The sequence below is a fragment of the Desulfofundulus thermocisternus DSM 10259 genome (assembly GCF_000686645.1).
Taxonomy (GTDB): Bacteria; Bacillota; Desulfotomaculia; order Desulfotomaculales; family Desulfovirgulaceae; genus Desulfofundulus; species Desulfofundulus australicus.
In genome coordinates this window covers 77,123-103,548 of record NZ_JMLG01000004.1, presented here as the reverse complement: position 1 = coordinate 103,548, position 26,426 = coordinate 77,123, and the positions used below count along the sequence as shown (strand labels likewise).

At 58.0% G+C, this 26,426-nt stretch carries 19 protein-coding genes; 7 read left to right on the top strand and 12 right to left on the bottom strand.

What is annotated here, in order from left to right:
- Positions 1-241: 241 nt before the first annotated feature.
- From BR83_RS0105525 to BR83_RS0105510, 4 genes are all read left to right on the top strand, one after another.
- Positions 242-1,876 (top strand): sensor histidine kinase, encoded by a 1,635-nt coding sequence (locus tag BR83_RS0105525; RefSeq protein WP_027356239.1) that lies wholly within the window; start codon positions 242-244, stop codon positions 1,874-1,876.
- On the top strand, positions 1,839-2,453 hold the full coding sequence (locus tag BR83_RS0105520) for a response regulator transcription factor (RefSeq protein ID WP_027356238.1): 615 nt from the start codon (positions 1,839-1,841) through the stop codon (positions 2,451-2,453). Before BR83_RS0105525 ends, BR83_RS0105520 begins: the two co-directional genes overlap by 38 nt.
- Positions 2,454-2,512: 59 nt before the next feature.
- Entirely contained in the window at positions 2,513-3,991 is a 1,479-nt protein-coding gene (locus tag BR83_RS15145; RefSeq protein ID WP_051617931.1) for a PAS domain-containing protein, read from the top strand.
- A gap of 105 nt (positions 3,992-4,096) precedes the next feature.
- Positions 4,097-4,414 carry a hypothetical protein gene (locus BR83_RS0105510; RefSeq protein WP_027356237.1) on the top strand — a complete coding sequence of 106 codons (318 nt, stop codon included), beginning with the start codon at positions 4,097-4,099 and terminating at the stop codon, positions 4,412-4,414.
- 48 nt (positions 4,415-4,462) lie between these two features.
- Here the strand turns inward: BR83_RS0105510 and BR83_RS0105505 are convergent, their stop codons facing one another.
- From BR83_RS0105505 to BR83_RS0105445, 12 genes are all read right to left on the bottom strand, one after another.
- Complete coding sequence (locus BR83_RS0105505; protein WP_027356236.1) at positions 4,463-4,753, bottom strand: hypothetical protein; 291 nt, start codon at positions 4,751-4,753, stop codon at positions 4,463-4,465.
- Between the two features lie 18 nt (positions 4,754-4,771).
- On the bottom strand, positions 4,772-6,007 hold the full coding sequence (gene dinB, locus BR83_RS15140; protein ID WP_034634568.1) for a DNA polymerase IV: 1,236 nt from the start codon (positions 6,005-6,007) through the stop codon (positions 4,772-4,774).
- 126 nt (positions 6,008-6,133) lie between these two features.
- The gene (locus BR83_RS0105495; protein ID WP_027356235.1) at positions 6,134-6,985 is read right to left on the bottom strand and encodes a CoB--CoM heterodisulfide reductase iron-sulfur subunit B family protein; all 852 of its coding nucleotides are present in this window, start codon (positions 6,983-6,985) and stop codon (positions 6,134-6,136) included.
- Positions 6,986-7,048: 63 nt separating this feature from the next.
- The gene (locus BR83_RS0105490) at positions 7,049-7,618 is read right to left on the bottom strand and encodes a 4Fe-4S dicluster domain-containing protein (protein ID WP_027356234.1); all 570 of its coding nucleotides are present in this window, start codon (positions 7,616-7,618) and stop codon (positions 7,049-7,051) included.
- A 41-nt stretch (positions 7,619-7,659) separates the two neighbouring features.
- Complete coding sequence (locus tag BR83_RS0105485) at positions 7,660-8,790, bottom strand: 4Fe-4S dicluster domain-containing protein (protein ID WP_027356233.1); 1,131 nt, start codon at positions 8,788-8,790, stop codon at positions 7,660-7,662.
- A 35-nt stretch (positions 8,791-8,825) separates the two neighbouring features.
- The gene (locus BR83_RS15135) at positions 8,826-9,323 is read right to left on the bottom strand and encodes a hydrogenase iron-sulfur subunit (protein ID WP_242655767.1); all 498 of its coding nucleotides are present in this window, start codon (positions 9,321-9,323) and stop codon (positions 8,826-8,828) included.
- Between the two features lie 92 nt (positions 9,324-9,415).
- Positions 9,416-12,430, bottom strand: coding sequence for a CoB--CoM heterodisulfide reductase iron-sulfur subunit A family protein (locus BR83_RS0105475; RefSeq protein WP_027356232.1), 3,015 nt, complete (start codon positions 12,428-12,430; stop codon positions 9,416-9,418).
- A complete protein-coding gene (locus BR83_RS15130; protein ID WP_278244211.1) occupies positions 12,394-16,833 on the bottom strand; it encodes an NAD(P)-binding protein in 4,440 nt (1,479 codons plus the stop codon). The genes BR83_RS0105475 and BR83_RS15130 overlap by 37 nt, the downstream gene beginning before the upstream one ends.
- 371 nt (positions 16,834-17,204) lie before the next feature.
- Positions 17,205-18,596 (bottom strand): (Fe-S)-binding protein, encoded by a 1,392-nt coding sequence (locus BR83_RS0105460; RefSeq protein ID WP_027356231.1) that lies wholly within the window; start codon positions 18,594-18,596, stop codon positions 17,205-17,207.
- A complete protein-coding gene (locus BR83_RS0105455; RefSeq protein ID WP_027356230.1) occupies positions 18,596-19,255 on the bottom strand; it encodes a respiratory nitrate reductase subunit gamma in 660 nt (219 codons plus the stop codon). The genes BR83_RS0105460 and BR83_RS0105455 overlap by 1 nt, the downstream gene beginning before the upstream one ends.
- 492 nt (positions 19,256-19,747) lie before the next feature.
- On the bottom strand, positions 19,748-21,712 hold the full coding sequence (gene cooS, locus BR83_RS15125) for an anaerobic carbon-monoxide dehydrogenase catalytic subunit (RefSeq protein WP_084327079.1): 1,965 nt from the start codon (positions 21,710-21,712) through the stop codon (positions 19,748-19,750).
- 88 nt (positions 21,713-21,800) lie between these two features.
- Positions 21,801-22,466, bottom strand: a complete 666-nt coding sequence (locus BR83_RS0105445; RefSeq protein WP_051617929.1) for a Crp/Fnr family transcriptional regulator — start codon at positions 22,464-22,466, stop codon at positions 21,801-21,803.
- Between the two features lie 497 nt (positions 22,467-22,963).
- Between BR83_RS0105445 and BR83_RS0105435 the strand changes: the two genes are divergently transcribed.
- The 3 genes from BR83_RS0105435 to BR83_RS15120 all read left to right on the top strand — a co-directional run bounded on the left by BR83_RS0105435 (position 22,964) and on the right by BR83_RS15120 (position 26,199).
- Positions 22,964-24,343 (top strand): radical SAM protein, encoded by a 1,380-nt coding sequence (locus BR83_RS0105435; protein WP_027356228.1) that lies wholly within the window; start codon positions 22,964-22,966, stop codon positions 24,341-24,343.
- Positions 24,344-24,359: 16 nt separating this feature from the next.
- The gene (locus tag BR83_RS0105430; RefSeq protein WP_157832967.1) at positions 24,360-25,220 is read left to right on the top strand and encodes a UbiA family prenyltransferase; all 861 of its coding nucleotides are present in this window, start codon (positions 24,360-24,362) and stop codon (positions 25,218-25,220) included.
- Between the two features lie 400 nt (positions 25,221-25,620).
- The gene (locus tag BR83_RS15120; RefSeq protein WP_051617927.1) at positions 25,621-26,199 is read left to right on the top strand and encodes a TetR/AcrR family transcriptional regulator; all 579 of its coding nucleotides are present in this window, start codon (positions 25,621-25,623) and stop codon (positions 26,197-26,199) included.
- Positions 26,200-26,426 lie beyond the last annotated feature (227 nt).

Sequence of the window (26,426 nt, the reverse complement as noted above, 5' to 3'; positions counted from 1 at the left end):
GCTCACAATCTTATGTGCTACATTAGTTAAACTTATCTTAGTGCACCTCCAACCTGAGAATCAACGGCTGCAGGCCATCATGAACCAAATGAGCAGCGAGAAGATATTTTTAATTCATCCTGATGAACTTTTTGATTCATCTGAAACCAGTTTTAAAAGCAGCATTAAATTCTAAACCCAAAAGATTCCCGCAGGAATTAAAGTGTCACCGCCGTAATTTTTTTATGGAAGGTGACATTTAGTGAGGCAAAAACGAACCTGGCTATGGATATTCTGGCTTATTATGTTTTTGTTGCCACTACCGCTTCTGCTTTACACCGGTTACAACTTACCACGCCAGCTGGGCCGGATCGATGATCAGCTGGAACGCCAGATTAAATACCAGGAAATAGCGCTGGACATTTACCATTTGACCGGTGCGGGGCAGGAATATATTCTTTACGGCGATCCCCAGTCACTGAACGACTTCCGTCACTACGGCATGGAAACGGCCAAAAAAGAACTGGAACTCTATAATCTGGTAGAGCAATCCAGAAAACAGGACGTGGCCGATTTAATAACCATGACCAGGGCTTACACTTCTTTCATGGAAAATGAGGTGATGTCCCGGGATTTATCCCGGCAGGAAACCAGCCGGGAACTTTTGCAGTGGCAGCACCGCGAACTCAGCCGGCAGCTTACCGACCGGGCAGCTTCCCTGGCCGGTGAAGGCTGGGAGCACACCAGAACCCTTTTGGAACTCACCGTCAACGTACTGCAGAAAGAAAGCCTGCTGATATTTTTCCTTTCCCTTTTTTCTATGGGAGCAGTTCTGTATGCCGGTGCAGCAGCCTGGCCCCTGGCGGCATGGTACACCTGCCTGCAGGACCTGGTAAGGGGCTCTTCCAGGGCTGTAATTTTTGTGGACCGCAAGGAGAAAGTACAGTATCTTAATCCGGCCGCGGAAAAACTTTTCAACCTTCCCCGGGAAATGGCGGCCGGTAAAAATCTGGGGGACATCCTGACCCTGTACCCCCACCTGCAAAGGGTGGTACAACCGGTTTATCTGGCCCTGTTGCAGGGTGAAAAGACGGCGGACTGCTCGTTGAGCTATACCCGGGAGGGAAACCGGCAGCTCCTGACTGTGGACTGCACCCCTGTTAACCTCTTCGGCAGAACAGCCGGTGCCGTGCTTACCGCCCGGCAGACACCCGGCCCCCGGGGCAGCACCATATTGCTGGAAACCATCGAAAGGGAAAGAAAACACCTTTCTATCGAAATACACGACTGGATTGGCCGGTACCTTTCCAGCATTATTCACGGTCTGGACTATGTGCTGCAGGCGTACGTTGAAAAGCTCCCGGAAGAAGTGCAGGAGAACCTTTGCCTGCTGCGTACCCAGTGCCAGAACGCAGCCATCGATATGAGGAGCATTATGAACGACATCCACCCCTACCTGATCGAAAAGGTGGGGCTGATCCCGGCTCTGGAATCCTACAGCGCCAATTTCGAACGTCTGCATAACCGCAAGGTTTATATTTTCTACCGCCAGCGTTCCCTGCGCCTGGGCCGGGACAGGGAAATCTTTATCTACCGCATCATTCAGGAAGCCCTGACCAATGTGGCCAGGCATTCTACAGCCACGGAAGTAGACATTCATTTTCACGAAACGGGCGATGCCCTGCAGATAGAGATCCTGGATAACGGGGGAGTAAGGGAAGAAGAACCCGTGCCGGGGAAAGGTCTGTGGGGGATGAAGGAAAGAGCCAGGTATATCGGCGGGGATCTGACGTACGGCTTTATGGATGGAGGATTCTGCGTGACCCTGACCGTACCACTTACTGAAGAGGTGAAGGGCAGTGAAGAAAATCGGGATCATGCTGGTGGAGGACCATAATGTTTTTCGCGAGGGCTTAAAAAAACTGATTGACATGGAAGAAAACATGCAGGTGGTAGCCGAAGCAGACTCCTGCACCACGGCACTGCAGAATATTAATGCTGACGTCGATATAATCCTGCTGGATATCGGCCTGCCGGACGGTGACGGCCTGGAAATTTGCACCCGCATGATCCAGACCCACCCTCACGTAAAATTTATCGCCCTGACAACTTACGATGACGTTACCTTCGTCCGCAAGGCCATGGAAAAAAACGTGCACGGGTTTGTACCCAAATATGCCTTTTTTGAGGAAATCCGCTCCGCCATCAACATGGTCTACAAGGGCGGGACCTATATTTACCCGGGGTTACAGGCGGAATTGCTGTTGAAACCCGACAGCCCCGTACTGACGGAGCAGGAAACCAGCATTCTCCAGCTCATTGCCCGGGGTAAAGACCAGAAAGAAGTAGCAGCCAGGCTTTACATCAGCCTGTCCACCCTGCGCCGTCGCATCCGCGGCATCTGTACCAAGCTGGGAGTAAAAACGCTGGAGGAAGCCCTGGCTGCGGCTGCCCGCCGGGGACTGGTAAGGTAGCAGCGCTGCCGGGGAAGAAAAGGACCGCAGTTAAGAAACTGACGCTGGTGGTGGCTTGAATGAAAAAACCCCTGACGATAAACAGCGCCTGGCTGATGTTTATCATGCTTTTTTTTCTGTCCATTATAACCATGCTCTTTGTGGTGGAATTCCGCTTCCTGAAGGGCATCATGAACGATTACGAAGAAACTATCCGCCAGGTGGCCATCAATAAAACCAGCTTTTTCCTCAACAACCTGCAGGGGATCGCTGAAGGAGCCGCCCAAAAAGTTGACGGCCATTCTGACAGGAACGCCGCTTTAAAAGAGCTGCCCCTTTTTGATCATCGTATCACCGGTGCGTATATTCTGGACGCTTCAGGGCGGGTAAAAAACCGGACAGGATCGCTGACCGGGGACCTGCCGCTGCCCAAATCCCGGTTACCCCGGCAGGGGTCCCTTATTCTTGGCGTACACACCGGTAATAACGGCCAGATGGTGGTCACCGTGGTCACCCCGCTGGAAAAAGACTGGCTGGCCCTGGATTTCAGCATCATGGAATTCCAGCAGGAGCTTACCCAGGAATTTCTGGATAACACCTGCAAGGTGGCTGTTTTTGCCGGCAAGGAAACTCCCGTGGCCTGGCCTTTTGAAAGGGAATTATTAGATCAGTTCAGCGGCCGGGAAGAAAAATTCTATGCCGGCCAGCTGACGTACGATGTTAGTTCCGTAACTGTAGGTGACCCTCCCTGGCAGCTGTATTTCTTCCTGCGGGAGAATAACTTCGATGCTTACCGCATCATTACCATCATGCTTTTGTTATTTGCCCTTTACTGCTGTCTTTATCAGTTTCTGGTGGAACTGTGGGGTGTCAACAGCGCCCGGACCTACTTTGAAAACATCGACTTTAATATTTTCAACCATGTACACGAAGGTGTAATTATTTCCAATAACGCCGGGCGGATACTTTTTGCCAATCAGGCGGCCCACGATATTTTCAGCGCCAAGGGTCCCCTGAAGGGAGCAAAATTGAGGGAGGTACTGGGGCATATCGGGGACACCCCGGGTGAAAAAAATCGCTACGGTACCCTGACCCTGAAAACCGCCGACCGGCTTCTGGAAGCCATCCATTCGCCAATTGTGAAAAAGGGCAAGGTACTGGGGGCGGTAACGGTAATAGGTACCGGGGGGCGGGAGGAAGAAACCTGCGGCCGCGTCCTCTGCCGCCTCATGGAAGCCCTGCCGCAGGGAGCAATTTACGTGGACCGCAACCACCGGGTAATCCAGGCCAATCTCATGGCCCGCTGTTACCTGGGCAGCATGGAGACGGGCATCAGCATAGACGCGGTGGATCCCGAGCTGGCCGGATTTATTTACCGGAATATGGGTTCCCGATCCGTGAAAAGGGTCCACCTGAACTCCCGCAACCTGAACGGGGAAGTGATTTTCGTCTACGACGAGGAAGGGATATACGCCGGAACGCTGGTATTGCTGGAGGCTCCGGGACAGGAGGTCTATCCGGCCTCCACGCCGGAGCAGGCGGGAGCCAAAACCGGGTAGCTGGAACGCAAGACGGCTAATGGTTCCTCAAGGAACGCTGCGCGGAGGGCCGGGTATAAAAATGGCTCTACCGCACCCAATTGGTGAACAGGAGGTTATGGTTTTATGGTAAACTACCGGGTTACGGTAATACTGAAACTTCTGGAGGGAAACTTGCCGCTGGAGAAAATCCAGGGCCCGGTCCGGCCGGAAGACGTGCGCCAGCTGGGCGACTTCCTGAAGGAACGGCTGGAGCGGGTGGCCTCCATGATGGAGCTTTTACGGGAGAAGGGCTTCTGCTGCCGGGGCACCCGGAAGGCCGTCATCCTGGAAGGGTGCAGCCTGGAGGCGTACCAGGTTAAGGAACTGCTGCAGGATCACGGCTTCAAACCCCATGAATATGAAATAAAGCTGGAATACACCCGCCAGTGGGGAATAATGTAGAAAAGGCGATCCGGAAGTAAGCACGAAGACCGCCGGTCCGGCTTTTGCTTACCGGGGCCGGAAAAACCCGCAGGCAGGGTACTCCGGGTTGCCCCGGGCAAGAGCCGCCCGCAGACCTTCCCGGCCGGCCATCTTCAAAATATCCAGGGCGTGAATTTTAAGGGGCACGCGCTTTTCCAGGGTACGGTAGCAGCGGATACCGGCCACACAACCGGGAAGACTCTTCCAGCGGCCCTGAATTTCCACCAGGAAGCAACATTCCCCGCAGGTATGAGTGGCCTTCTCCCGCACTTCCGGCAGTATGACCCGGTGGCTCCATATTTTGCTGCCTTCCCTCATGCCTCCTCACCCCCCGTTTTACCTGTCCCGGGGCATTTTCATTAGAAAAGACGGCGCCGTATCCGGCGGCTCCGCAGCATAAAACACCCCTGCCCGGGTGAGGGATACGGCCCGGAAGATGGCCTTTTCCCCGTACCGCTTCTTGATGCTGTCGCAGGCCTGTTCCGCCCTTTGTCGTTTTTCCCTTTCGCCAAAAAGGGTGAGCTGTTCCGGCAGGCGGGCCGCCAGGCCCCCCAGGGCAAGCCCCACCAGGCGCACCGGCCACCGGGGGGACCAGTGCCGTTCCAGCAAGTCCATGGCGGCCCGGTGAATATCTTCAGCCAGGCTGGTGTAACAGGGCAGGGTTTTCCGCCGGGACAGCCAGTTAAAGTGGCTATCCTTCAGGGACAGGATTACCGTTTTGCCCGCATATCCCCCCGCCCGGGCCCGCCGGGCCACCCGGTCGGCCAGTTCCCACAGCACCACCCGGATCTCCTCACCCCGGTAATCCCGGGGGAGGGTGATTTGCTGCCCGATGCTCTTCACCTGCTTCAAGCTGCCGGGATCCACGGGGCTGTGGTCGATACCCCGGGCAAAGAGCCACAGGGTTTCCCCGTAGACACCGAAACGTCTTTTAAGGATGTCCACCGGGAAACAGGCCAGGTCGCCAATGGTATGGATATTCAGCTTTCTCAGATGCTCCTCGTAACGGGGGCCCACGCCGAAAAGTTCCCTTACCGGCAGGGGCCACAGGCGCCGGGGAACATCCTCGGGGGTAAGCACGGTAAGGCCATCGGGTTTTTGCAGCTCCGCCGCCATTTTGGCCAGGAGCTTGTTGGGGCCGATCCCCACGCTGCAGGTAATACCCACCTCCCGGCGGATGCGCTCCTTTAACTGCCGGGCGATTTCCACCGGAGAACCCAGAAGTTTATAGCAGCCGGTGACATCCAGGAAGGCTTCATCAATGGAAAAGGGCTCCACCAGGGGGGTGAAGTCGTGCAGGATGCGCAGGATACGGGCGGAAAAGTCAACATAGAGTTCGTGCTGCGGCTTGATGAAAATTCCCCCGGGGCAGGCCAGGCGGGCCTCGGCCACCGTCAGGCCGGTCTTCACCCCTCTGGCCCGGGCTTCATAGCTGGCCGCCAGGACCACACCGTGGCGCCTGGCCGGGTCCCCGGCCACAATTACCGGCCTGCCCCGCAAAGCCGGATCCAGGGCCTGGTGGACGCTGGCAAAAAAGGCATTCATATCTACCAGCATAATGGCCCGGGACATAATTAAACCCCCTGCCTTCAAACAGGTGTTCCAGCTTAATTTTAACTGGAACACCTGTTCTGGGCAAGGGGTAAATTTTTCCGGCAGTGCTGAACCTCCCTTTTCCCCGGGCCCGGACCGTGGCAGTTACCCGGCCAGGGAAAGCCGGTGGAGCAGGGGGAAGGGATCGACCAGGTGTTTTTTCAACCAGCCGGATGCCTCTCCCAGCCCCAGGGCCACGCCCATTAATTCGGTAAAATAAAACACAGGGATGTCTTCGTCAGCCGGACGGCGCATCTCCAGGTTATTCTGGCACAGGGGACAGGCAGTAACCAGGGCGCCGGCCCCGGCTTCCCGGGCGGCGGACAAAATCCGGGCCACCAGTTTTCCCACCACCTCCGGCCGGGTCAGGGAAAGCCCGGCCCCACAGCAGGTGGTCTTATAGCACCAGGGAACCGGCTCCGCCCCCAGGGCGGCAGCCAGCTCATCCAGGGAAGCGGGGTCCTCGGCCCGGTCAAAGGGGCGTACTTCCGGGGGACGTACCAGCAGGCACCCGTAATAGCAGGCCACCTTCAGGCCGGCCAGGGGCCTGCGCACGGCCCGGGTCACTTCAGCATAACCCACCCGGTCCTTTACTATCTCCAGAAAGGAATAAATACGGACCTGCCCTGTATAGGAAAAACCGGCCAGCCTCTCCGCCCGGACCCTTTCGCCGGCATCATGCCTCATCTGGTAGTCGGCCCTGGACAGGCGAGTGTAACAGGCCGAACAGGGCACCACCAGGTCCCGCCCCTGCTCCTGGGCCAGGGCGATGTTGTGGGCCGCCAGGCCCAGGGCCAGATCCCTGTTAATCGCGTGGGCCGAGGAGGAACCGCAGCAGGTCCAGCCGGGCAGCTCCACCAGCTCCATTCCCAGGGCCCCGGCCACCGCCCGGGTGGAAAGGTTGTATTCCACCCCGGTGGCCTCCAGGGAACAACCGGGATAATAACTGTATTTCATGGCCATGCACCTCTTCCCGGTAAGGTTTGACCGCTTCGGTTTGCTTTACGGTGCCGTTACCATTTACCCCCGCCCGCCGGCCAGCTCAAAAATCCGGCGCACCGCCGGGTCCTTTTTGAGGCGCGGCACCAGGGGCAGCTTGCCCCGCCGGAACAGCTGCCAGCCCAGCTTGGCATCCGCCAAAAGGCCGCCGGTCTTCAGCCTGTACTTCAGCATCAACATGGTTTCCTGCACCCGGCCGGTTGACCGGATTTCGTTTAAAAACAGGTTGTGAAACAGGGGGCTGATTTCACCGTCCGGCACAATGCCGCGGGCAACGGCCATTTGCTTTAATGTATCCATCACTTCGGCCATACGGATGCCGTTGGGGCAGCGCAGGCCGCAGGTTTCACAGGATGTACAGAGCCAGATGGTCCTGCTCTTCAATACCGCCTCCCGGGCGCCGTATTGAATGAGGCGCATAATTTCATTGGGGGTATAGTCACCCTCACGGGTGGGGTAACAACCGGAGGCACATTTCTGACACTGAAAGCAGAGCTCCAGGGGCTGGCCGCTCAAGCGGGCCACTTCTTCCCTGAAGGCCGCATCCACCGTTACCTTTCCGGCCGGAAGGTAAAGAGTGGCCGTGGCCATAAAATATTCACCTCGCATCAATTGCTGTACCGCGGCCGGCCTTACCGGGGTTCCAGCTCGTCCTCCCGGTAGGTGGCCAGGGGAGGCAGCTCATCCACGCTGGCACCGGGCACGTAGGAAAAGAGACCCTGCAGCTTTTCCCCGATGGTGCGGAAAAGAAGGGTCAGGGGAATCCTGCTGGGGCAACCGCTCTCACACTGGCCGCAGCCCACGCAGCTGACCCCCATGTGATGCATGCGCGTTAAATGATACAGCAGGGTGTCGGCGGGCAATTCCAGCCCGCCCCGGATTGCCGCCCGGTGCAGGTACCATGACGGTTCATGTTCAAAGAGGTTGCTGTCGAAAACGCATTCCCGGCAGACACAGAGGGGACAGACCTCCCGGCAGTTGTGGCAGCCCAGGCAGGGGGCCAGTTCATCCAGCAGCCGGTTGATATCCGCAGTGCGGGAGGCGAAGTCCCGGCACATTTCCTGCCCCAGTTCCCGGCGCTCTTTCCGCAGGGATTCTACCAGAGATTGCCTGGCTGCCGGTAATGCCTGCGGAACCAGGACGCCGCTGCCGTCAAGGAGGGCATCCAGGTCGAGCTGCCCCTCATCCCAGGAAAGATAGAGTTCCCGGCCGGTATCGCAGCCCACCCAGTGCAGGGTTAAAGGTAACCCTGACGGGGATATGGCTTCACAAATGCTGCAGGCAGTTCTGATTTTTGCCCCGTTTAAGGCCGTTTTGCCGGAGCCGGCCGCCTGCGCCAGCCAGGCGCCGGTATCCAGGCCCTCCTGCGCCAGCCGGTAATAATCGGCCGGTTCAAAGGTACCCAGGCAGTCCACGCCGATGATCAGCACCCGCTCCAGGGTAACCTGCTGCAATTTGGCCATTTCCACCAGCGCCCTGATTTCACAGGGGCGCAAAACCGCCCCCACCTTGACCCCGGGATCCTGGAAGGCCAGCCTGCTCACAGCCCGGGCGGCATTGATAATGGCTACGGGGGCAAAGGGGTTTACACCGGACAGCCCATCGCCGGAGGTGACCAGGGCGGGTACCACCATGCGCCGGGAAGGCACTTCCCGGGGAACGATCAGGGCATCCACCACCCGCCGGTCCAGCAGGGTCCGGAAAAATTTTTCCGCGGCCTGCCGGGGAGAGCCGGCTTCAACTTGTAGCAGAGCTGTTTTCATAAGCCATCACCTTTTTGCAGCGACCCATTGACCCCTTATATATCCCAGCGGCGGCGCAGGGGGTTGGGCCCCAGTTTTTTCAACTCATCAACCATTTCCTGAACTGTTTCCGCAAACCGCTTGCCCTCGGAGGCGCTGATGAAGCGGAACCACACCCGCTCTTCCCCGATACCGAACTGCTTCAGGATGGCCTTTAAGGCTGCCAGGCGGCGCCGGGCCTTGTAATTGCCACTACCATAGTGGCAGTCACCCGGGTGTCACCCGCCCACCAGCACGCCGTCAGCCCCGTCCATGAGGGGGCGCAGGATGTACAGGGGATCCACCGAACCGGTGCACATAACCCTTACCAGGCGGATGTTGGGCGGGTACTGGATACGGGAAGTCCCGGCCAGATCGGCCCCCGCGTAGGAACACCAGTTACACACCAGGCCGATGATCCTGGGTTCAAAGGAAGATACCAGCTTCAAGCCGGGCTCCCGCCGCTCCTCTCCCACCGGCTCCGCCAGGGGCGGCTGAGAAAGCATCACGCTCATGGAAAAACCTCCTCCAGGTTAATGTTTTTCAGTAGAAACGCCGGTTTTACAGCCGGCCATATCCCGAAAAGACCCGCGCCCGCAGGTACCCGTCACACCGCTTCCAGGGCCGCCTCCAGCATGGCCAGGAGCTGGGCCTTTTCGTAACCCTTCTGCTGGGAGGCGCCGTTGGGGCAGGCGGCCACACAGGCCCCGCATCCCTGGCACAGGGCTTCGTTCACTTCGGCCACCCGCCGCAGGGGGTCTATGCTCCGGGCCTGATAGTCGCATACCTGCACGCAGACCCCGCAGCCCACGCAGACCTCTTCTTCCACCGTGGCGGTGATGGCCACGTTGGCCAGGCGGTCCCGGGCCAGCAGCGTCACCGCCCGCATGGCCGCCGCGTTGGCCTGGGTGATGCTCTCCCCCACCAGCTTGGGCGAGTGGGCCAGGCCGCACAGGTACAGCCCCTCCGCCGCAAAGTCCACCGGCCGCAGCTTCATGTGCGCTTCCAAAAAGAACCCGTCGCTGTTCAGAGGTACCTTGAACAGCTGGCTCAGCTTCCCGTTGTCTTCACCGGGCTCCACACCGGTGCTCAAAACCAGCGCGTCCGGTTCTATGGCCAGTTCCACCCCTAAAATGGGGTCGACCACCCTGACTACCAGCCCACCGCCCGCTGCTTCCACCACCGGCTTCTTCTCCCGGTCGTAGCGAATGAAGATGATCCCTTTCTGCCGGGCCTGCGTGTAATATTGCTCGTTCAACCCGTACACCCGGATGTCCCGGTAGAGAACGTAGATGTTCACCCGGGGGTTTTTCTCCTTCAGCTTCAGGGCGTTCTTGAGGGCATGGCTGCAGCATATGCGGCTGCAGTAGGGACGTTCGTCGTCCCGCGACCCCACACACTGGATCATGACCACCGTGTTCAGACCCTCTACTTCCCCGCGGTAAATCCGCTCTTCCAGTTCCCGCTGCGTCATGACCCGGTCGTGCTGACCCAGAAGGTATTCCCGCGGCCGGGCTTCCCTGGCCCCGGTGGCCAGAACCACCGCCCCGTGGTTGATCTCCACTTCCTTCTCCGGCGTCCTGATGCGGCTGTGGTAGTTCCCCGGGTAACCCCCCGCTTCCACCACTTCACTGCCCGTGTATACTTGTATCTGCGGGTGGCCGGTTACCTTCTCCACCAGCCCGGCCAGAAATTGCTGCGGGTCCGAACCCTGCAGGGTATAGTAGAGATGCCTGGCGTTTCCTCCCAGCACCGCTCCCTTTTCCACCAGGCTCACGGCAAATCCCTGTTCCGCCAGGGAGAGGGCCGCCGTCATGCCCGCCACTCCCCCGCCCACCACCAGGGCACTCTTGTTGATCCCGGTGTAGGTCTGGGCAATGGGAGCCAGCAGGCGCACCCGGGCCACGGCCATGCGCACCAGATCCCTGGCCTTTTCCGTGGCTTCTTCCGGCCGGTCCCGGTGCACCCAGGAGGAGTGCTCCCGGATGTTCACGTGCTCATACAGGTAGGGGTTCAACCCCGCTTCCCGCATGACGCCCTGGAATAACGGCGCGTGGGTCCGCGGCGTGCACGACGCCACCACCACCCGGTTGAGTTTGCGGTTGATGATGGTCCGGCGGATTTTCTCCAGGCTGTCCTGGGCACAGGCAAAGAGAAACTCCTGGGCGTGGACCACCCACGGCAGCTTCCGGGCGTATTCCACCACCTCGGGCACCCGCACCACGCTGCCGATGTTGATGCCGCAGTGGCAGACAAACACCCCCACCCGGGGCGGCTCCTTGTGCACCGCCCTCTCCGGGGGATACTCCTTGACCCGGGTCTCGCTGCCCCGGGCCGTGCTCAACAGCCGGGAAACGCAGCCCGCCGCCGCGCTGGCCTCGGTCACCGTCTCCGGTATGTCCTTGGGGCCGGCAAAGACGCCGCCGGCAAAAATTCCGGGCCTGGAAGTGGCCACCGGGTTGAAGGGATCGCTCCGGCAAAAACCAAACCGGTCCAGCTCCACTCCCAGGGCGGCTGCCAGTTCCCGGGCTCCCCGGGCCGGGCGCAGGCCCACCGACAGCACCACCAGGTCGAACTCTTCCTCCCGGAAAGCGCCTTCCGGGGTGCGGTAGCACAGCAGCAGGTTCCTGCTGCCGGGAATTTCTTTTACTTCGGAAACCGCACAGCGCACGTAGCGCACACCCAGCTCTTCTTTTGCCCGCCGATAGTACTGCTCAAAACCCTTCCCGTATGCCCGTATATCCATGTAAAAGATGGTTGCTTCCAGCCCGGGGTTGTGTTCCATGGCCACGATGGCCTCCTTGGTGGCGTACATGCAGCACACGGCCGAGCAGTAATCAGCCCCGGAGCGGGGCTCCCGGGACCCCACGCACTGGATCCAGGCAATGCGCCGGGATTCTTTGCCGTCGGAGGGCCGGATCAGGTGACCCTGGTAGGGACCGGAAGCGCTCAGGATCCGTTCAAACTGCAGGCTGGTAACCACGTTGGGGAAGCGCCCGTAACCCAGTTCCGGCCGGGCGGCTGCATCAAACAGCTCAAAGCCCGGGGACAGGATCACCGCTCCGGCCTTGATCTGCAGTTCTTCCTCGCGCATATGATGGTCAATGGCCTTGCGGGCACATTTCTCCACACATGCGCCGCACTGCTGGCAGGCGTCGGGGTCCACCGCGTAGGCGTTGGGAAATGCCTGGGCATAGGGTTTGTATATGGCTTTGCGCGTGCCCAGGCCCTGGTTGAAGTCGTCGGCCGTTTCCCGGGGGCAGACCTGCTCACAGCGACCGCAGCTGACACAGCGACTTAAATCCACAAAGCGGGGGTGCTTGCGGACGGTAACGGTAAAGTCGCCCGGCTCACCGCTTACCCCGGTAACCTCGGCCAGGGTGAATACCTCGATGTTGTGGTGTCCTCCCAGGTCGGCCACCTTGGGAGAGAGGATGCACATGGAGCAGTCGTTGGTGGGGAAGGTTTTATCCAGCATGGGCATATGGCCGGCAATGGCCGGGCCCCGCTCCACCACGTAGACTTTAAACCCTGCCCCGGCCAGGTCCAGGGCCGATTGCATCCCGCTGATCCCGGCCCCCACAATCACCACGGAGCCTCTTGGCTGGCTTTTTGTTGCCACAGAGGTGACCTCCTTGTTAAAAGCATCGTAAATGTTGAGTAATAACCTGCAGGAACCGCAGGGGAATAATTCAAACCTGTGTTTCTGTACAGGGCTTCGTTCACTTCGGCCACCCGCCGCAGGGGGTCTATGCTCCGGGCCTGATAGTCGCATACCTGTACGCAGACCCCGCAGCCCACGCAGCGGCGGGGGTTGACGGTGGCGGTGATGGCCACGTTGGCCAGGCGGTCCCGGGCCAGCAGCGTCACCGCCCGCATGGCCGCCGCGTTGGCCTGAGTGATGCTCTCCCCCACCAGCTTGGGCGAGTGGGCCAGGCCGCACAGGTACAGCCCTTCCGCCGCAAAGTCCACCGGCCGCAGTTTCATGTGCGCTTCCAAAAAGAACCCGTCGCTGTTCAGGGGCACCTTGAACAGCTGGCTCAGCTTCCCGTTGTCTTCACCGGGCTCCACCCCGGTGCTCAAAACCAGCACGTCCGGTTCTATGGCCAGTTCCGCCCCCAGAATGGGGTCGACCACCCTGACCACCAGTCCCCCGCCCGCTGCTTCCACTGCCGGCTTCTTCTCCCGGTCGTAGCGAATGAAAATGATCCCTTTCTGCCGGGCCTGCGTGTAATATTGCTCGTTCAAACCGTACACCCGGATGTCCCGGTAGAGAATGTAGATGTTCATCCGGGGGTTTTTCTCCTTCAGCTTCAGGGCGTTCTTGAGGGCGTGGCTGCAGCATATACGGCTGCAGTAGGGACGTTCGTCGTCCCGCGACCCCACACACTGGATCATGACCACCGTGTTCAGACCCTCTACTTCCCCGCGGTAAATCCGCTCTTCCAGTTCCCGCTGCGTCATTACCCGGTCGTGCTGACCCAGAAGGTATTCCCGCGGCCGGGCTTCCCTGGCCCCGGTGGCCAGAACCACCGCCCCGTGGCTTATTTCCAGTTCCTTTTCCGGCGTTTTGATGCGGCTGTGGTAGTTGCCCGGGTAACCCCCGGCTTCCACCACCTGGCTCCCGGTAAACACCTGGATCAACGGGTGATTGAGCACTTTATCAATGAGTTCGTTCAAGTACTGCCGGGGATCCGAACCCTGCAGGGTATAGTAGAGGTACCTGGCGTTCCCGCCCAGCTCACGTTCCTTTTCCACCAGGCTCACTTGAAAGCCCTGTTCCGCCAGGGAGAGGGCTGCCGTCATGCCCGCCACTCCCCCGCCCACCACCAGGGCACCCTTGTTGATCTCGGTGTAAGTCTGGGTGATGGGGGTGAGCAGGCGCACCTTTGCTACAGCCATGCGCACCAGGTCCTTGGCCTTTTCCGTGGCTTCTTCCGGCCGGTCCCGGTGCACCCAGGAGGAGTGCTCCCGGATGTTCACGTGTTCATACAGATAGGGGTTCAACCCCGCTTCCCGCATGACGCCCTGGAACAGCGGCGCGTGGGTCCGCGGCGTGCACGAGGCCACCACCACCCGGTTCAAACGGTGCTCATGAATGCACTTTTTAATTTCCTCTACGCTATCCTGGGAGCAGGTGAAGAGGAATTCCCTCGCGTAGACTACACCGGGCAGGCGTTTGGCGTACTCCACCACCTCGGGCACCCGTACCACGCTGCCGATGTTGATGCCGCAGTGGCAGACAAACACTCCCACCCGGGGCGGCTCCTTATGCACCGGCCTCTCCGGGGGGTACTCCTTGACCCGGGTCTCACTGCCCCGGGCGGCGCTCAACAGCCGGGAAACGTAGCCCGCCGCGGCGCTGGCCTCGGTCACCGTCTCCGGGATGTCCTTGGGGCCGGCAAAGACGCCGCCGGCAAAGATCCCCGGCACCGACGTTACCCCCGGGCTGAATTCATTAAAACGGCAGAATCCCGCTGGATCAGTTTCTACTCCCAGCCGGGAGGCCAGCTCCCTGGCCTTTTCCCCAGCCGTAAAGCCCACGGAAAGGACCACCAGGTCGAATTCTTCCTCCTGCACCTGGCCGCCGGGCAAAACGTAGCGGATGCGCAGATTTCCATTGTCCGCCTCTTCCACGTTATAGATGCGGCTGCGCACAAAGCGCACGCCGTGCTCTTCTTCCGCCCGGCGGTAATAACGCTCAAAGTCCTTGCCGTAGGTACGCATATCCATGAAGAAGATGGTGGTCTCCAGGGTCCCGTGGCTGTGCTCCTTGGCAATTACCGCCTCCTTGATGGCATACATGCAGCAGACCGAGGAACAGTAGTCGTGCCCCAGGCGCAGGTTCCGGGACCCCACGCACTGGATCCAGGCAATGCGCCGGGGCTCTTTGCCGTCGGAGGGCCGGATCAGGTGGCCCTGGTAGGGTCCGGAAGCGCTTAAAATGCGCTCGAACTGGATGCTGGTGACCACGTTGGGGTAACGCCCATAGCCGTAGTAGGCCAGCGCCGCCGGCTCAATAATCTCCCCGCCGGGGCTCAAGATCACCGCCCCTACATTTACTTCCAGCTCCTCATCCTGCATTTCATGATCGATGGCCCGGGCCAGACAAGCCCGCACGCATTCCTGGCACTCGGAACAAACGGCGCAGTTCAGGCAGCGCTCCGCCTCTTTTTTTGCCTCCTCTGCGGTGTAGGTCCTTGCTTCCTCCACAAATCCCTTAACCCGTTCCTGCGGGTCCAGGTGAACCTCGGGCCGGGGCTCACAGCGGGGTATTTCCTGGGGTGCCTGGCGCAAAGGGGCAATTTTTTCTTCCGGCACCCCGAACTGGCGCCCCTCCTTTAAATCCTGCCCGGAAAGGTAACGGTGGATGGATTCGGCAGCCACCTTGCCGGCGGCAATGGCATCGATCACCGTTTTCGGCCCGGTGACGCAGTCTCCCCCGGCAAAGACTCCGGGGATACCGGTGGCCAGGGTATGGGGATCGGCAGGGATGGTGCTGCCTGCCGGGATGCTTTCATTTAAGCAGGAGAGATCCGGCTGCTGCCCGGTGGCCAGGATGACCATATCCACCTCCAGGACAAACTCGCTGCCCTCCACGGGTACCGGGCGGGGGCGGCCGCCGTCCCGGGCCTGCTCCAGCCGGTTTTTCACGCATTCCATCCCCACCAGCCTGCCTCCATCGCCGATGAAACGCACGGGGCTGGTCAGCATGATAAACCAAATGCCTTCTTCTTTAGCCGCGGCTATTTCCTCGGGGAGGGCGGTAATTTCCCCCTCGGAACGGCGGTAAACTATGAAGACCTCGCCTGCACCAAGCCGCACGGCAGTGCGGGCACAATCCATGGCCGTGTTGCCCCCGCCGATTACGGCCACCCGCCGGCCGACGGTAACCGGCTCGCCCAGGGCCACCCGGCGCAGGAAAGTTATCCCCTGCTCCACCCCCGCCAGGTCCTCCCCGGGCACACCCGGCGTAGTGCTTTTGTGGGCTCCCACGGCAAGAAAAACGGCCTCGTAATCCTGCCGCAGACCTTCCAGGGTAATGTCCTTCCCCAGCCGGGTATTGAATTTGAACTCCACCCCCAGCCGGGCAAGCAGTTCCACCTCCAGGTCGACCCATTTCTTCGGCAGACGGTATTCGGGAATACCCACCCGCATCATGCCCCCGGCTACGGGCAGTGCCTCAAAAACGGTCACCCCATAACCTTTTTTAACCAGTTGATAGGCGGCGGAAAGGCCGGCCGGACCGGCACCCACCACGGCCACCCTTTTGCCCCGGGGCTCCTCCACCCCCGGCAGGGGAAGGGCATCGAGACTACGGTAGACCTGATCGGCAGCAAAGCGCTTTAAGGCCCTGATATTCACCGCCCCGTCCACACCCGCCCGGTGACAGGCGGACTGGCAGGGATGGGTGCAAACCCGACCGCAAATGGCCGGGAAGGGATTATCGCGGTAAATGGTCTGCCACGCCTCGGTATACTTCCCGGCTTTAATCAACTGCACGTACCCCTGCACGTTAACCCCGGCGGGGCAGGCCGCGCGGCAGGGAGAAATACCCCGTTTGTCGATGGCGTAGGCGCTGGGCGTAGCCTGGGGAAAAAGTTTATAAATGGCCTTGCGGCTGCCCAGGCCGGCGTCAAATTCATTGTCCACCTCCACCGGGCACACCCGGGCACATTCACCGCAGCCGGTGCATTTCGAAAGGTCCACGTAGCGGGCCTTTTGTTTTAATGTGGCACGAAAATTGCCTGCCTCTCCGTGAAGGGCCGTCAAGCTGGTATTGGTGAGGATTTCAATGTTCAGGTGTCTTCCCGTATCCACCAGCTTGGGGGAAACAATGCACATGGCGCAATCGTTGGTGGGAAAGGTTTTATCCAGCCTGACCATGGTACCGCCGATGGCCGACTTTTCATCCGCCAGATAAACCTTAAAGCCGCTTTCGGCCAGATCCAGGGCCGACTGCATGCCGCTGATCCCGGCACCAACCACCAGTACCGAACCGGAAACTCCGTTATTTTGCTTCACCGGACCACACCCGCCTTGACCTGGATTAGCTTGCTTAAATAACAGCGAAAGTAAACAATAAGATTTACTTATAACTACAAGTATTATATTTAATATTTTCGCCATGACTAATTGGTAATCCCATTATATCAGAGGGGGAAGGGGGTTTTCAACTATATTCCGTTAAATTTTCGCCAATATTAATTATCGTATGTACATTTTAGAAACTGGAAATATGTCCGTTAGTGCCTTAAAGCCCCGGCCTTTTTTATTACCCTGTATAGGCCGAAAAAAAAGAAACCGGTGTGCCTCCCGCACACCGGTTCAAAAAACAGCAAGGGCCGGCACAGAGCCGGCCTTGAATTATCCGCTATGCTGTCCGGTCATTGCCCTCAGCGCACCAGGGCGTTGGCCAGCAGCTCGCTGACCCCGGCATAGCGCATGGGCAGCTTGTGGTAATTGATAATCTCCCGGAACTGCGCCTTGCAGTTGGAGCAGGCGCAGGCAACAATGCTGGCCCCCGTGGCCTTGAGCTGCTCCGCCTTGAGCCTGCCGTAGGTTTCCATGCGGAACTTCAGGAACCCTCCCTTTTCCATGATGGCAAAACCGCTGCCGCCACCGCAGCACAGGCTCATTTCCCGGTTGGGTGTCATTTCGCGGAAATCGGGGCAGCAGGCCTTCAAGATCCGGCGGGGCTCGTCAAACATTCCGCCCAGGCGGCCCAGCTTGCACGAATCGTGGAAGGTGACCGGTTCCGGGTTTTTCTGCGGGTCCACTTTCAGGCGGCCTTCCCGGAGCCACCGGTCCTCCAGTTCCAGGATGCTTAACACTTCAAAGGGTCTCTCCTCGGGCGGAATCAGCCTCAGGATCAGGTACTTCAACGCCTCGAAGGCATGACCGCACTCCCCGACCACCAGCTTTTTAATCCCCAGCTTCCGGGCGGTTTCCACATGGGCTTTGATCACAGCCGAAAATTCTACGTCACTGTAAAATACACCGTAGTTAACGGCGTCGTTAATCCCCGTGTTCGGCGAGTTCAGGGTCCAGTCCACACCGGCTGCATGCATGACTTCTGCAGCACCCATTACCGTCTCCGCAAAGGCCAGGTAATCCCCGGCGTTATGCATTAGCAGGTACTCGGCACCTTCCTTATCCACCGGTATTTTAATACGATAGCCCCTGGTTTCTTCAATTTCATCCTCCAGGAATTCCACCATGTCCAGGAAGGCTGCCGTGGGCATACCGGTGGCGTTACCCACCTTTAGCTGCAGCCGGGTGCCCTTTTCCTTTAGTTCGCCGGGGGCAATGCCAATTTCATCCAGGATCTTCCTGGCCTCCCGCACAATCACCCCGTTGTCAATGGCCACCGGGCAGACATAAGAACAGCGCCGGCAGATGGTGCACCGGTAAACGCTTTCCGCCAGGGCGTCAAGTTTTTCTTCCGTAAGGTCTTCCGCCCCCACCAGCCAGGGGAACAGCCTCCCCGGCAGGGTGAAATACCGCTTATAGATCTTCCGCAGCATGTCGGCCCGGAAAACCGGATGGTAGATTTCCCTGCGCCCCGTGGCCTGGTAAACGGGGCAGACCTCGGCACAGGTGCCGCACTTCATGCAGGTATCCAGGGAAAGGATGTAAGGCAACCAGAAGGTCCAGTTTTCCTTCTGCTGGAGCGATTTCCGCATGGCCTGCAGGAATTTTTCCACCCGGGGCTGCCCGGGTTTTAAAACCTCATCCGGAAGGACACGGTAGTCATCAAATACTTTTTGCGGGACTGCGGCAGACATCAGTGAAGCTCACCCCATTTAATTTTGTGGTAGGTAAAGAACTTAACCGCAAAGTGGGCCATACGGGTAAAGGGTACGTAAATAAGGAACAATTCCAGCAGCAACAGCGGCACATGATAGTTGGCTACAATGGATGGAGCAGGTTTAAGGGTGAATAAGCTCAATAAATAAAACCTGACCTGGAAATCGGCCAGAAAGCCGGTAAACAAACTGCTCAGGGCGAGCAGGAAGATAAAGATCAGGTTGAAATATTCCACCGGAACTGAAATTTTCCTTACCTCATCGATGAAAAGGCGCAACAATAACAGTGAAAATGAACCGGCAAGGGCCAGAACCCCGCCCAGCATGCCCAAATAGGGAGCAAACGGAAAACCTAATAGCAAAACAACCAGCCAGGTAACTACCAGATAAATACCATAGTGCATCATCAGCGAAGGCAGCCAGAATTTGCGGTTAAAAAGGTGGAGGCTGCGCAGGGTGAAAACTTCCGTCAGCATTTCTTTCAACTGTTCCGAAACAGTATGGGGATAAGGAAACAGTTCCCAGTGCAGGTTAACGGGAGCCTTCGACCAGTAAATAACTTTATATCCCAGGCCGAAAACAAAAAAAGCAACAGCAATATAGGGCATAATCGCGGCAATTAAATAGCCAAGGTCCATGGTCACCCTCCTCAAACGTGAGATTAGGCTTTTTAGTTAAAATTAAAATTTAAATTAAAAAATACAAGTGAGTTTTTACCTGAGCCTGCAACCCACCTGCCTTTAACCATTTTTCTCCTATTTTCTCATAACAAAACCAGAAAAGTGCACCTTTAATATTTCTGAACGGCTTCAGATATTATTTTACATAATTTCGCTGTAACTTATAAAGCAATGTCATTATAACAAAGGAACAAGCGATTTGCAACACATTTTTGCATATAATTTGCGTTACCTGCCAATATGAACGTCTTTTCAATATATTTTAGAAAAAACACGATCATACCAGCACCTTGCGTTATTTTTAGACATTATTTCACAAAAACATGGGGTAAAAGCAAGACTCAAGTACAAACCCTCCCCGAAGGGAGGGATTTTGTAGTTAAAGCCGGGATCTTAACCGCAACGGCGACGGCATGGAAAAAAGCAGCGCAAAAACCAGTTCGGTGACCACTAATAAGGCAACCCCAGGCCGGCCCGGCGTTCGTTTATGGCTTCCAGGAGCTTTTCAGCCGCGGATGCGGGGTCCGGCTCCAAAATGAAGTAACCTCCGGTCAGCCCTTTAACCTCTTCCGCAAGAATACGCTGCACCAGGGAACCCCCCGCCACCGGGAGCAGCACACCCACGTGGGTGGGCAACCCCAGGGCCACGGCCCAGGCACCTATGGAAACGGCCTTTTCGTGCATTGCCTCAGCAGCCGAGGCCACCACGGGAAGCCTGTCCAGATCCACGCCCAGGCGTTCGGCCAGCGCCACGGCCAGGGCCGCCGCCCGGGAATTGTCCACGCAGGAACCCACGTGCAACACCGGGGGCAGGGGACCACCCAACCCGTTGGCCTCACCAATGGCCGTCAGGACGGTTTTCAGGCCGTCGCCGCACAGCTCCTCGACGCTGGCCGGGTCCATAAACCCGTGGCGCATGAGGGCACCCGCACTGCAGCCGCTGGCCAGCACCAGAACGTCTTGCTCCAGAAGCCTGCGGGCTGTGGTAATGAAGTTGTAATCCTGGGTAACCTTCACATTGTTGCACCCGGCGAAAAGGCATACGCCCCGGATATTACCGGCGGCAAGGTGATCAATCAGCGGCTTCAGCGGGTCGCCGGCATCGAGCCTGCCCAGGGCACTTAAAATGGCTTCGACGGAAAAACCGGCAATCACTTTCTTTTTCAGTGCCGGGATTTCCACCGGTTTTCCCCGGCGGCGGGCAAAACTTTCTATGGCCAGGCGGAGAATTTGCCGGGCGCTTTCAACGGCAGTTTCTTCGGAGAAATCAACATGCACAGCACCCGTGATCTTCGCCATGCCCATGGTGGTGATCACCGTCGTTCCCATGCACTCAGCCACCGTGGCCACGGCGGGCTGTATGCACTGGTAGTCGACCACCATGGCATCCAGCGCCCCGGTGATGATGGCCATCTCCTGGCTCACCGAGTGGGTGCAGGGGGTAATGCCGTGGCGCATCAACACTTCATTGCCGGTACAGCAAATACCCACCACATTAATGTTTTCGGCGCCGGCTGCCCGGGCCTCGGCCTCCATCTCTTTGGCCACCTGCACTATTATCTCGGACAGTACGGGATTGTGCCCGTGAACGGCCACATTGACGGCACCGGCCTTTAGCACGCCGAGATTGCACTCGGTAACCACGGGGGAGGGAGTGCCAAAGAGGATGTCGGACAGGTCGGTGGCCATGTAGCAGCCGGCCAGATCTCCCAGGGCGCAGCGCAGGCCCCCCAGGAGCAGGTTGGACGCGTCGGCGTCGCAGCCCATGGAGGTACGGTGCATGATCTCCGCTATCTCGTGGTCAATACCGGCGGGAACCAGCCCGTGCCTGGAAAAAACCTCGAGACGGCCGGGTGGCAGGACACTGGTTACCCATGCCACCGGAGTGTCCTTCTCATGAAAGTCCGCCAGGGCGGCCCGGGCCACATCCAGGGCGATTTCGTTCTCCGGGCGGCCGTCCGTGGCAATGCCCAGGCGCCCGGCTACGGAGCGCAGTTTTTCTTTGTCTTTAACCAGGTAATCGGGAGCTTTTCCTTCAACCGCCTTCTTCAGGGTATGGGCCAGATGCTTGGCGTGGCCGGAGTGTCCCGCCGCCCCGGCGGCAATGGCCCGGTCCAGCCCCCGGGCAACGATTACGTCGGCAGTGGCGCCGCAGATGCCCACCCGGGGCTCACGGCCCGAGGGGTTGATGCGGCAGGGACCCTGCAGGCAGTGGCGGCAGCACAGGCCGCTCTCACCAAACCTGCACTGGGGGCGCATGGCCTGATAACGGTCCCACACGGTCTGGATCCCTTCCCGTGCAGCCTTCTCCAGCATCTGCTGTACGGCGGGGTCGGTGGATTTTTTGCCGTGGTCGGCTCCGGCACTTCCACCCTTTAGAGAATTTGTCTTAGCGTTCCCTGTCAAATCAGACATTTTAAAACCCCCCTTGCCCTTGATTGGAGTAGTTATTAGTATAGCTAAGGGGGGTTGTGATTTCCGTAAAACATTTGACGTTTTTCAATTAATTTTCAAAAATCATTCTCTTCAACGCCTCCAGGTCCCGCACGAAAATGCTCCTCTTGTACACTTTGATGACCTGCCGGCCCTCGAAATCTTTAATCAGGGTGGCCAGCGTCTGCCGGGTGGCCCCGATTAAGCTGGCCAGTTCGTCCCTGGTCAGGCCGGTATTCACCAGAACACCCCCATCCCGGGGAACACCCCGGCTGCACGCCCATTGATACAACAGTTTGGCCAGACGGTCCCTGGATTCCATGAAAACCAGCCGTTCGATCACATCCAGGGAGTGCTTCAGGGCGTCTCCCAGCACCCGGACCAGGCTGGACGTCAGTTCGGGGTATTTGACCAGCATCTTCTGGAATGTGTGCAGCGGCACCAGCAGCATGACCGAATCCTCCAGGGCCTGGCCGAATGCCCGGGTGTGGCCGCTGTAGATGTCCCCCGGCTCCAGCAATGTCAGGATAAACTCCTTACCGTCGGGATAGGTGAGAAATACTTTGATGCGTCCCTCCGTGATCAGAAAAATCTCCCTGGAATAGCGCCCCGGGGAAAAGGCCATTTCCTTTTTCTTAAACCTGACCTCCTTGAAGCTGGCAGCAAATTCCCTTAGCTGCTCTTGCGACAGGCCCCCCAGCAATTTATTGTTTCTTATTAAACCAAAACTGCGCAAAATTAAATTCACCTCAACGCTATTTTATACTCAAGTCCCCAATTACAAAACCCCATTCCAGGTTGGGCCGGCGAATAATAAAACCTCTCCCATGGATGGGAAGGGACTCCTGCAAAATCATTAGAAAAGCACGCTGCCGGCGGTCCAATCCTTTTTGCACAACCACGAACACCATGTTCACGAGCATGAGCATTAATTTTTAAAAGGGGGGCCGACATAAAAAGCGGCCCCCCCCCTTTTTAAATCCGGGAATTCCCTATTTGCTGGAGAAAAGGCCGCTGCCTTGAAGCTAGTGTTTTTGAGCGGTGAGGTCTCATAACGGAAAATTTTTTGTGGAGATACCCACTGGATCTTGACACGGACTCCACATTTTTATTGCTTGACAACGTCTACGCGGACGATTATATTTTTAATTAAACCCGTCGGTATAAATTGTGCACCTGTCATTCTATATTTATATCCTATGCCCACATGGACAACCTGAGGAGGTATAAACGATGGACGTTACGGTACCCAAACTGGGCTCGATCAAAAGAATACTCGCCGAACAAGTTCTCCGGCGCTCTTTGACCTTTGCGGAAAAAAATTTCGAGGTTAATTTTCCCCGGCTGCTGACTGTGGCCCGGTTGATTGCCACGCAGCAAAACCACAAAGTGTTGATTGATCAACTGGCGGATCTTTATAGGAGCAACCCCGTTGTCCGTAGTTATTTAAAAGTGTTGCAGAAAAGCCATCCCAATGTGAAAAACCGCCTGGTCTACAACTGGTTTGTCAACAACCTTTTGCTGGGTATTCCCCGGCAAAGAGCCCTGAGTATCAAGCTGGGTGTCAATATCCCCAATCTACTCCTGGTTGATCCCACCAGCGCCTGTAATTTAGCCTGCGCGGGGTGCTGGGCCGGAAAATATTCTGACCGAAACTCCTTAGCCCCCCAGCGACTGGACCGTCTTTTCGAAGAAGCTAAGCAACTGGGCATCTACTGGATCGTTCTTTCCGGCGGGGAGCCTTTGGCCTACCCGTACCTGTTCGACCTCCTGGCTAAACACCAGGATATGGCCTTCATGGCCTATACCAACGGGACGCTGATTGACGAAAAGGTGGCCGACCGGATTATTGAAGTGGGCAACTTCACGCCCGCCATCAGCCTGGAAGGGTTTGCCGAGCGCACTGACGCCCGGCGGGGAGCAGGTACGTTTACGCGGGTAACGCGTGCCATGGACCTGCTGCGCGAAAGGGGAGCAATATTTGGCGTCTCCCTCACGGCCACCCGGCATAACGTGGCGGAAATAACGAGCGATGAATTCGTTGAGTTCCTGGTTGCTCAAGGAGCTGTCTACGGCTGGATTTTTCACTATATCCCCATCGGGCGCAACCCCGATGTGGATTTAATGGTTACCCCTGCCCAGCGGGCTTACCTTGCCGAAAGAATTCCTTACCTGCGCGCGCACAGGCCGATTATGCTCTGCGATTTCTGGAATGACGGCCAGTATACGGAAGGGTGCATAGCCGGGGGGCGGCGCTACCTGCACATCAACGCCGCCGGCGAGGTTGAGCCGTGCGCCTTTGTGCACTTTGCTGTGGATAACATTAACCGGAAAACCCTTCTGGAAGTGCTGCGCTCGCCGTTGTTTGCCGCCTTTCAGAAGCGCCAGCCGTTTAACCAGAACCACTTACGCCCCTGCCCGGTGATCGACAATCCGGCCGCATTGCGGGAGATTATTCGAGAGACGGGGGCCCGTCCGACCCACGAAGGGGCGGAAACGGTTCTGGAAGGGTTCCTGGCCACCTGTCTGGACCGGCACGCTGAAGAATGGGGCAGGGTGGCCGACGGGATTTGGGCCGGCAGGCATGGGTACCAGAAAGCAGAAGGATTTTAGAAGTGAGGTTTTTAATTTGAAAACGAACAAACGGAAGATTATTTTCTACCTTCTCCTGCCCCGCCCCGGGGCGATCCTGGGCGGTTCCCTTTACTTCTGGGGTGGGGTGTTTTACGCTCTGACTATAACGCGCCATTTTTCCTTTAATGATTTGGCTCTTGCCTGGTTTTGCGGGGAATTCTTGATCAACCAGGCCAAGTACTGGCTGAATGACTACCAGGACATAGCCAGCGACCGGCTCCACCCCCGCAAAAAAGAGCGGGCTTCCGCTAGCGGGGGCATCCCCGAAAAATGGCTGCCCGCCCTGTTTGCCGGCCGGACGGCCGCCGGGTTAGCCCTGCTTTGCTGGTTTTTGCCCGGGGTGCTCCCCTTCGCCCTGCTCCTGCCTTTGGTGCAGATTTTCTACGAGAGCGTAAAAAGAATCCCTCTTTTGAACGCCGGCGTAGCGGCCTCCGGTTCGTTAGTCCGGTTTGCCGCCGGCTTTTGCGCCGGAGCGGGGGTATGGCCGGCGCTCCTTCCCTGCCTGATGGTGTACACCCAGCGGATAGCCATCTATACGGCGGCGTACGCTGCGGAGGGGCGCTATCTCCTACGGCACCGGGCCGTTCCGGGGAAAGAATATACCCTGTTTTACGCCCGGCGTCCCAACCTGGAAAAGATAAGCCTGGCCTGTTTCCTGGGTCTGCTTGGATACGCTTTCGCACAATCCGTCCCGGTCTGGACGGTGCTCGCGGGAGTGGCGATTGCTGCCGGCGGCATCCTTTATTACCGGATCAACGGACCGGGCGATAAATTTTACGCCCGGTACTGGAAATTCCTCTGGCTGATGTTTATATTTAATCTTCAGCAGAAGACGGGAGCAACCGAACTAAAGTGACTTCCTCCCTACCCCTGAAGGGGTAGGGCTTCCTGGCGGCAGGTGCGCGCACCTGCCGGGTTACACCGGTGCGAGCGACCCTTTTTAAACCCGTTGCCGGAGGGTCTCCCGGAGGGGACCGTCACTGCCGTCCCGACTACGCCAGGTGCCGGGCCTTAAACCGCAGCCCTCGGTGATACTTGCACAAACCTGTTCAGCCTCTTATCCCAGCGCCAGACCCGTGGTTCTCCAAAAGCGAAGGGTAGCTTCCTGCCGTTGCAGCTCCCAAAGAGGTACTGGTGACCCCAACCCTCGGCCCGGCGCTCGGCGGTTACCTGGTAGAACACGCCGGCTGGCGGCCGATCTTTTACATCAACCTGTATCCTTTTTCATGAGCGCCAAACGAAAGGATGTGACACCAGTGAACGGAACCAGACGTTTGCCCATTTTTGACGCCGCCGTGAAAGTATTTGCCGAAAAAGGGTTCGCCCGGGCCACGGTAGAGGAAATCGCCAGGCAAGCGGGCATCGCCAAGGGAACCATCTATAACAACTATAAAAGCAAAAAGGAGCTTTTTCTCGCGCTTCTGGAGGAAGGAATCGACCGGCTGGAGGCCGCCGTAAACCGGGAGGTGGCGCGCAAAGAGACCGCCCTGGCCAAGTTGGAGGCTCTAATCTCCGCCCAGTTAGGTTTTTTTGAAGAATACCGGGACTACTGCAAGATTCTCTTAAGCGAGGTCTGGGGGTTGGGCCACCGGTGGGAAGAGCAGGTCCAGCGGCTGCGCTCGGGCTACTTCCAAACTATTCGAGAGTTGCTGGAAAAAGGCCAGGAGGAAGGGGTGATCCGCCGTGACCTGGAAACGGAAACGGCGGCGGCTGCCATTTTCGGGGCGGTGGGCGTGGCTGCCCTCGACCGGTTCGTTTTTGCCGGGGAATATAAATACGACCAGAGCTTGCAGACGTTAAAACAACTTTTACTCAAAGGAGTCCGGGCGACTTGAAAAAGGTTCTTTTTTCCCCTTGACCACCGCCGCCCTTTTGGCTGCGCTGGCCGGAATCACCTTTTATTATTGGCACCTGCACACTTTTTACGTGGTTACCGAGGATGCCCGGATGGACGGCACCAGCTACCGGGCCGGTCCGCAAATCGCGGAAAGCTCCTGGAAGTAAGCGCCCAAGAAGGAAATTCCGTACGGGCCGGGGAAACTATCGCCCGGCTGGACGACAC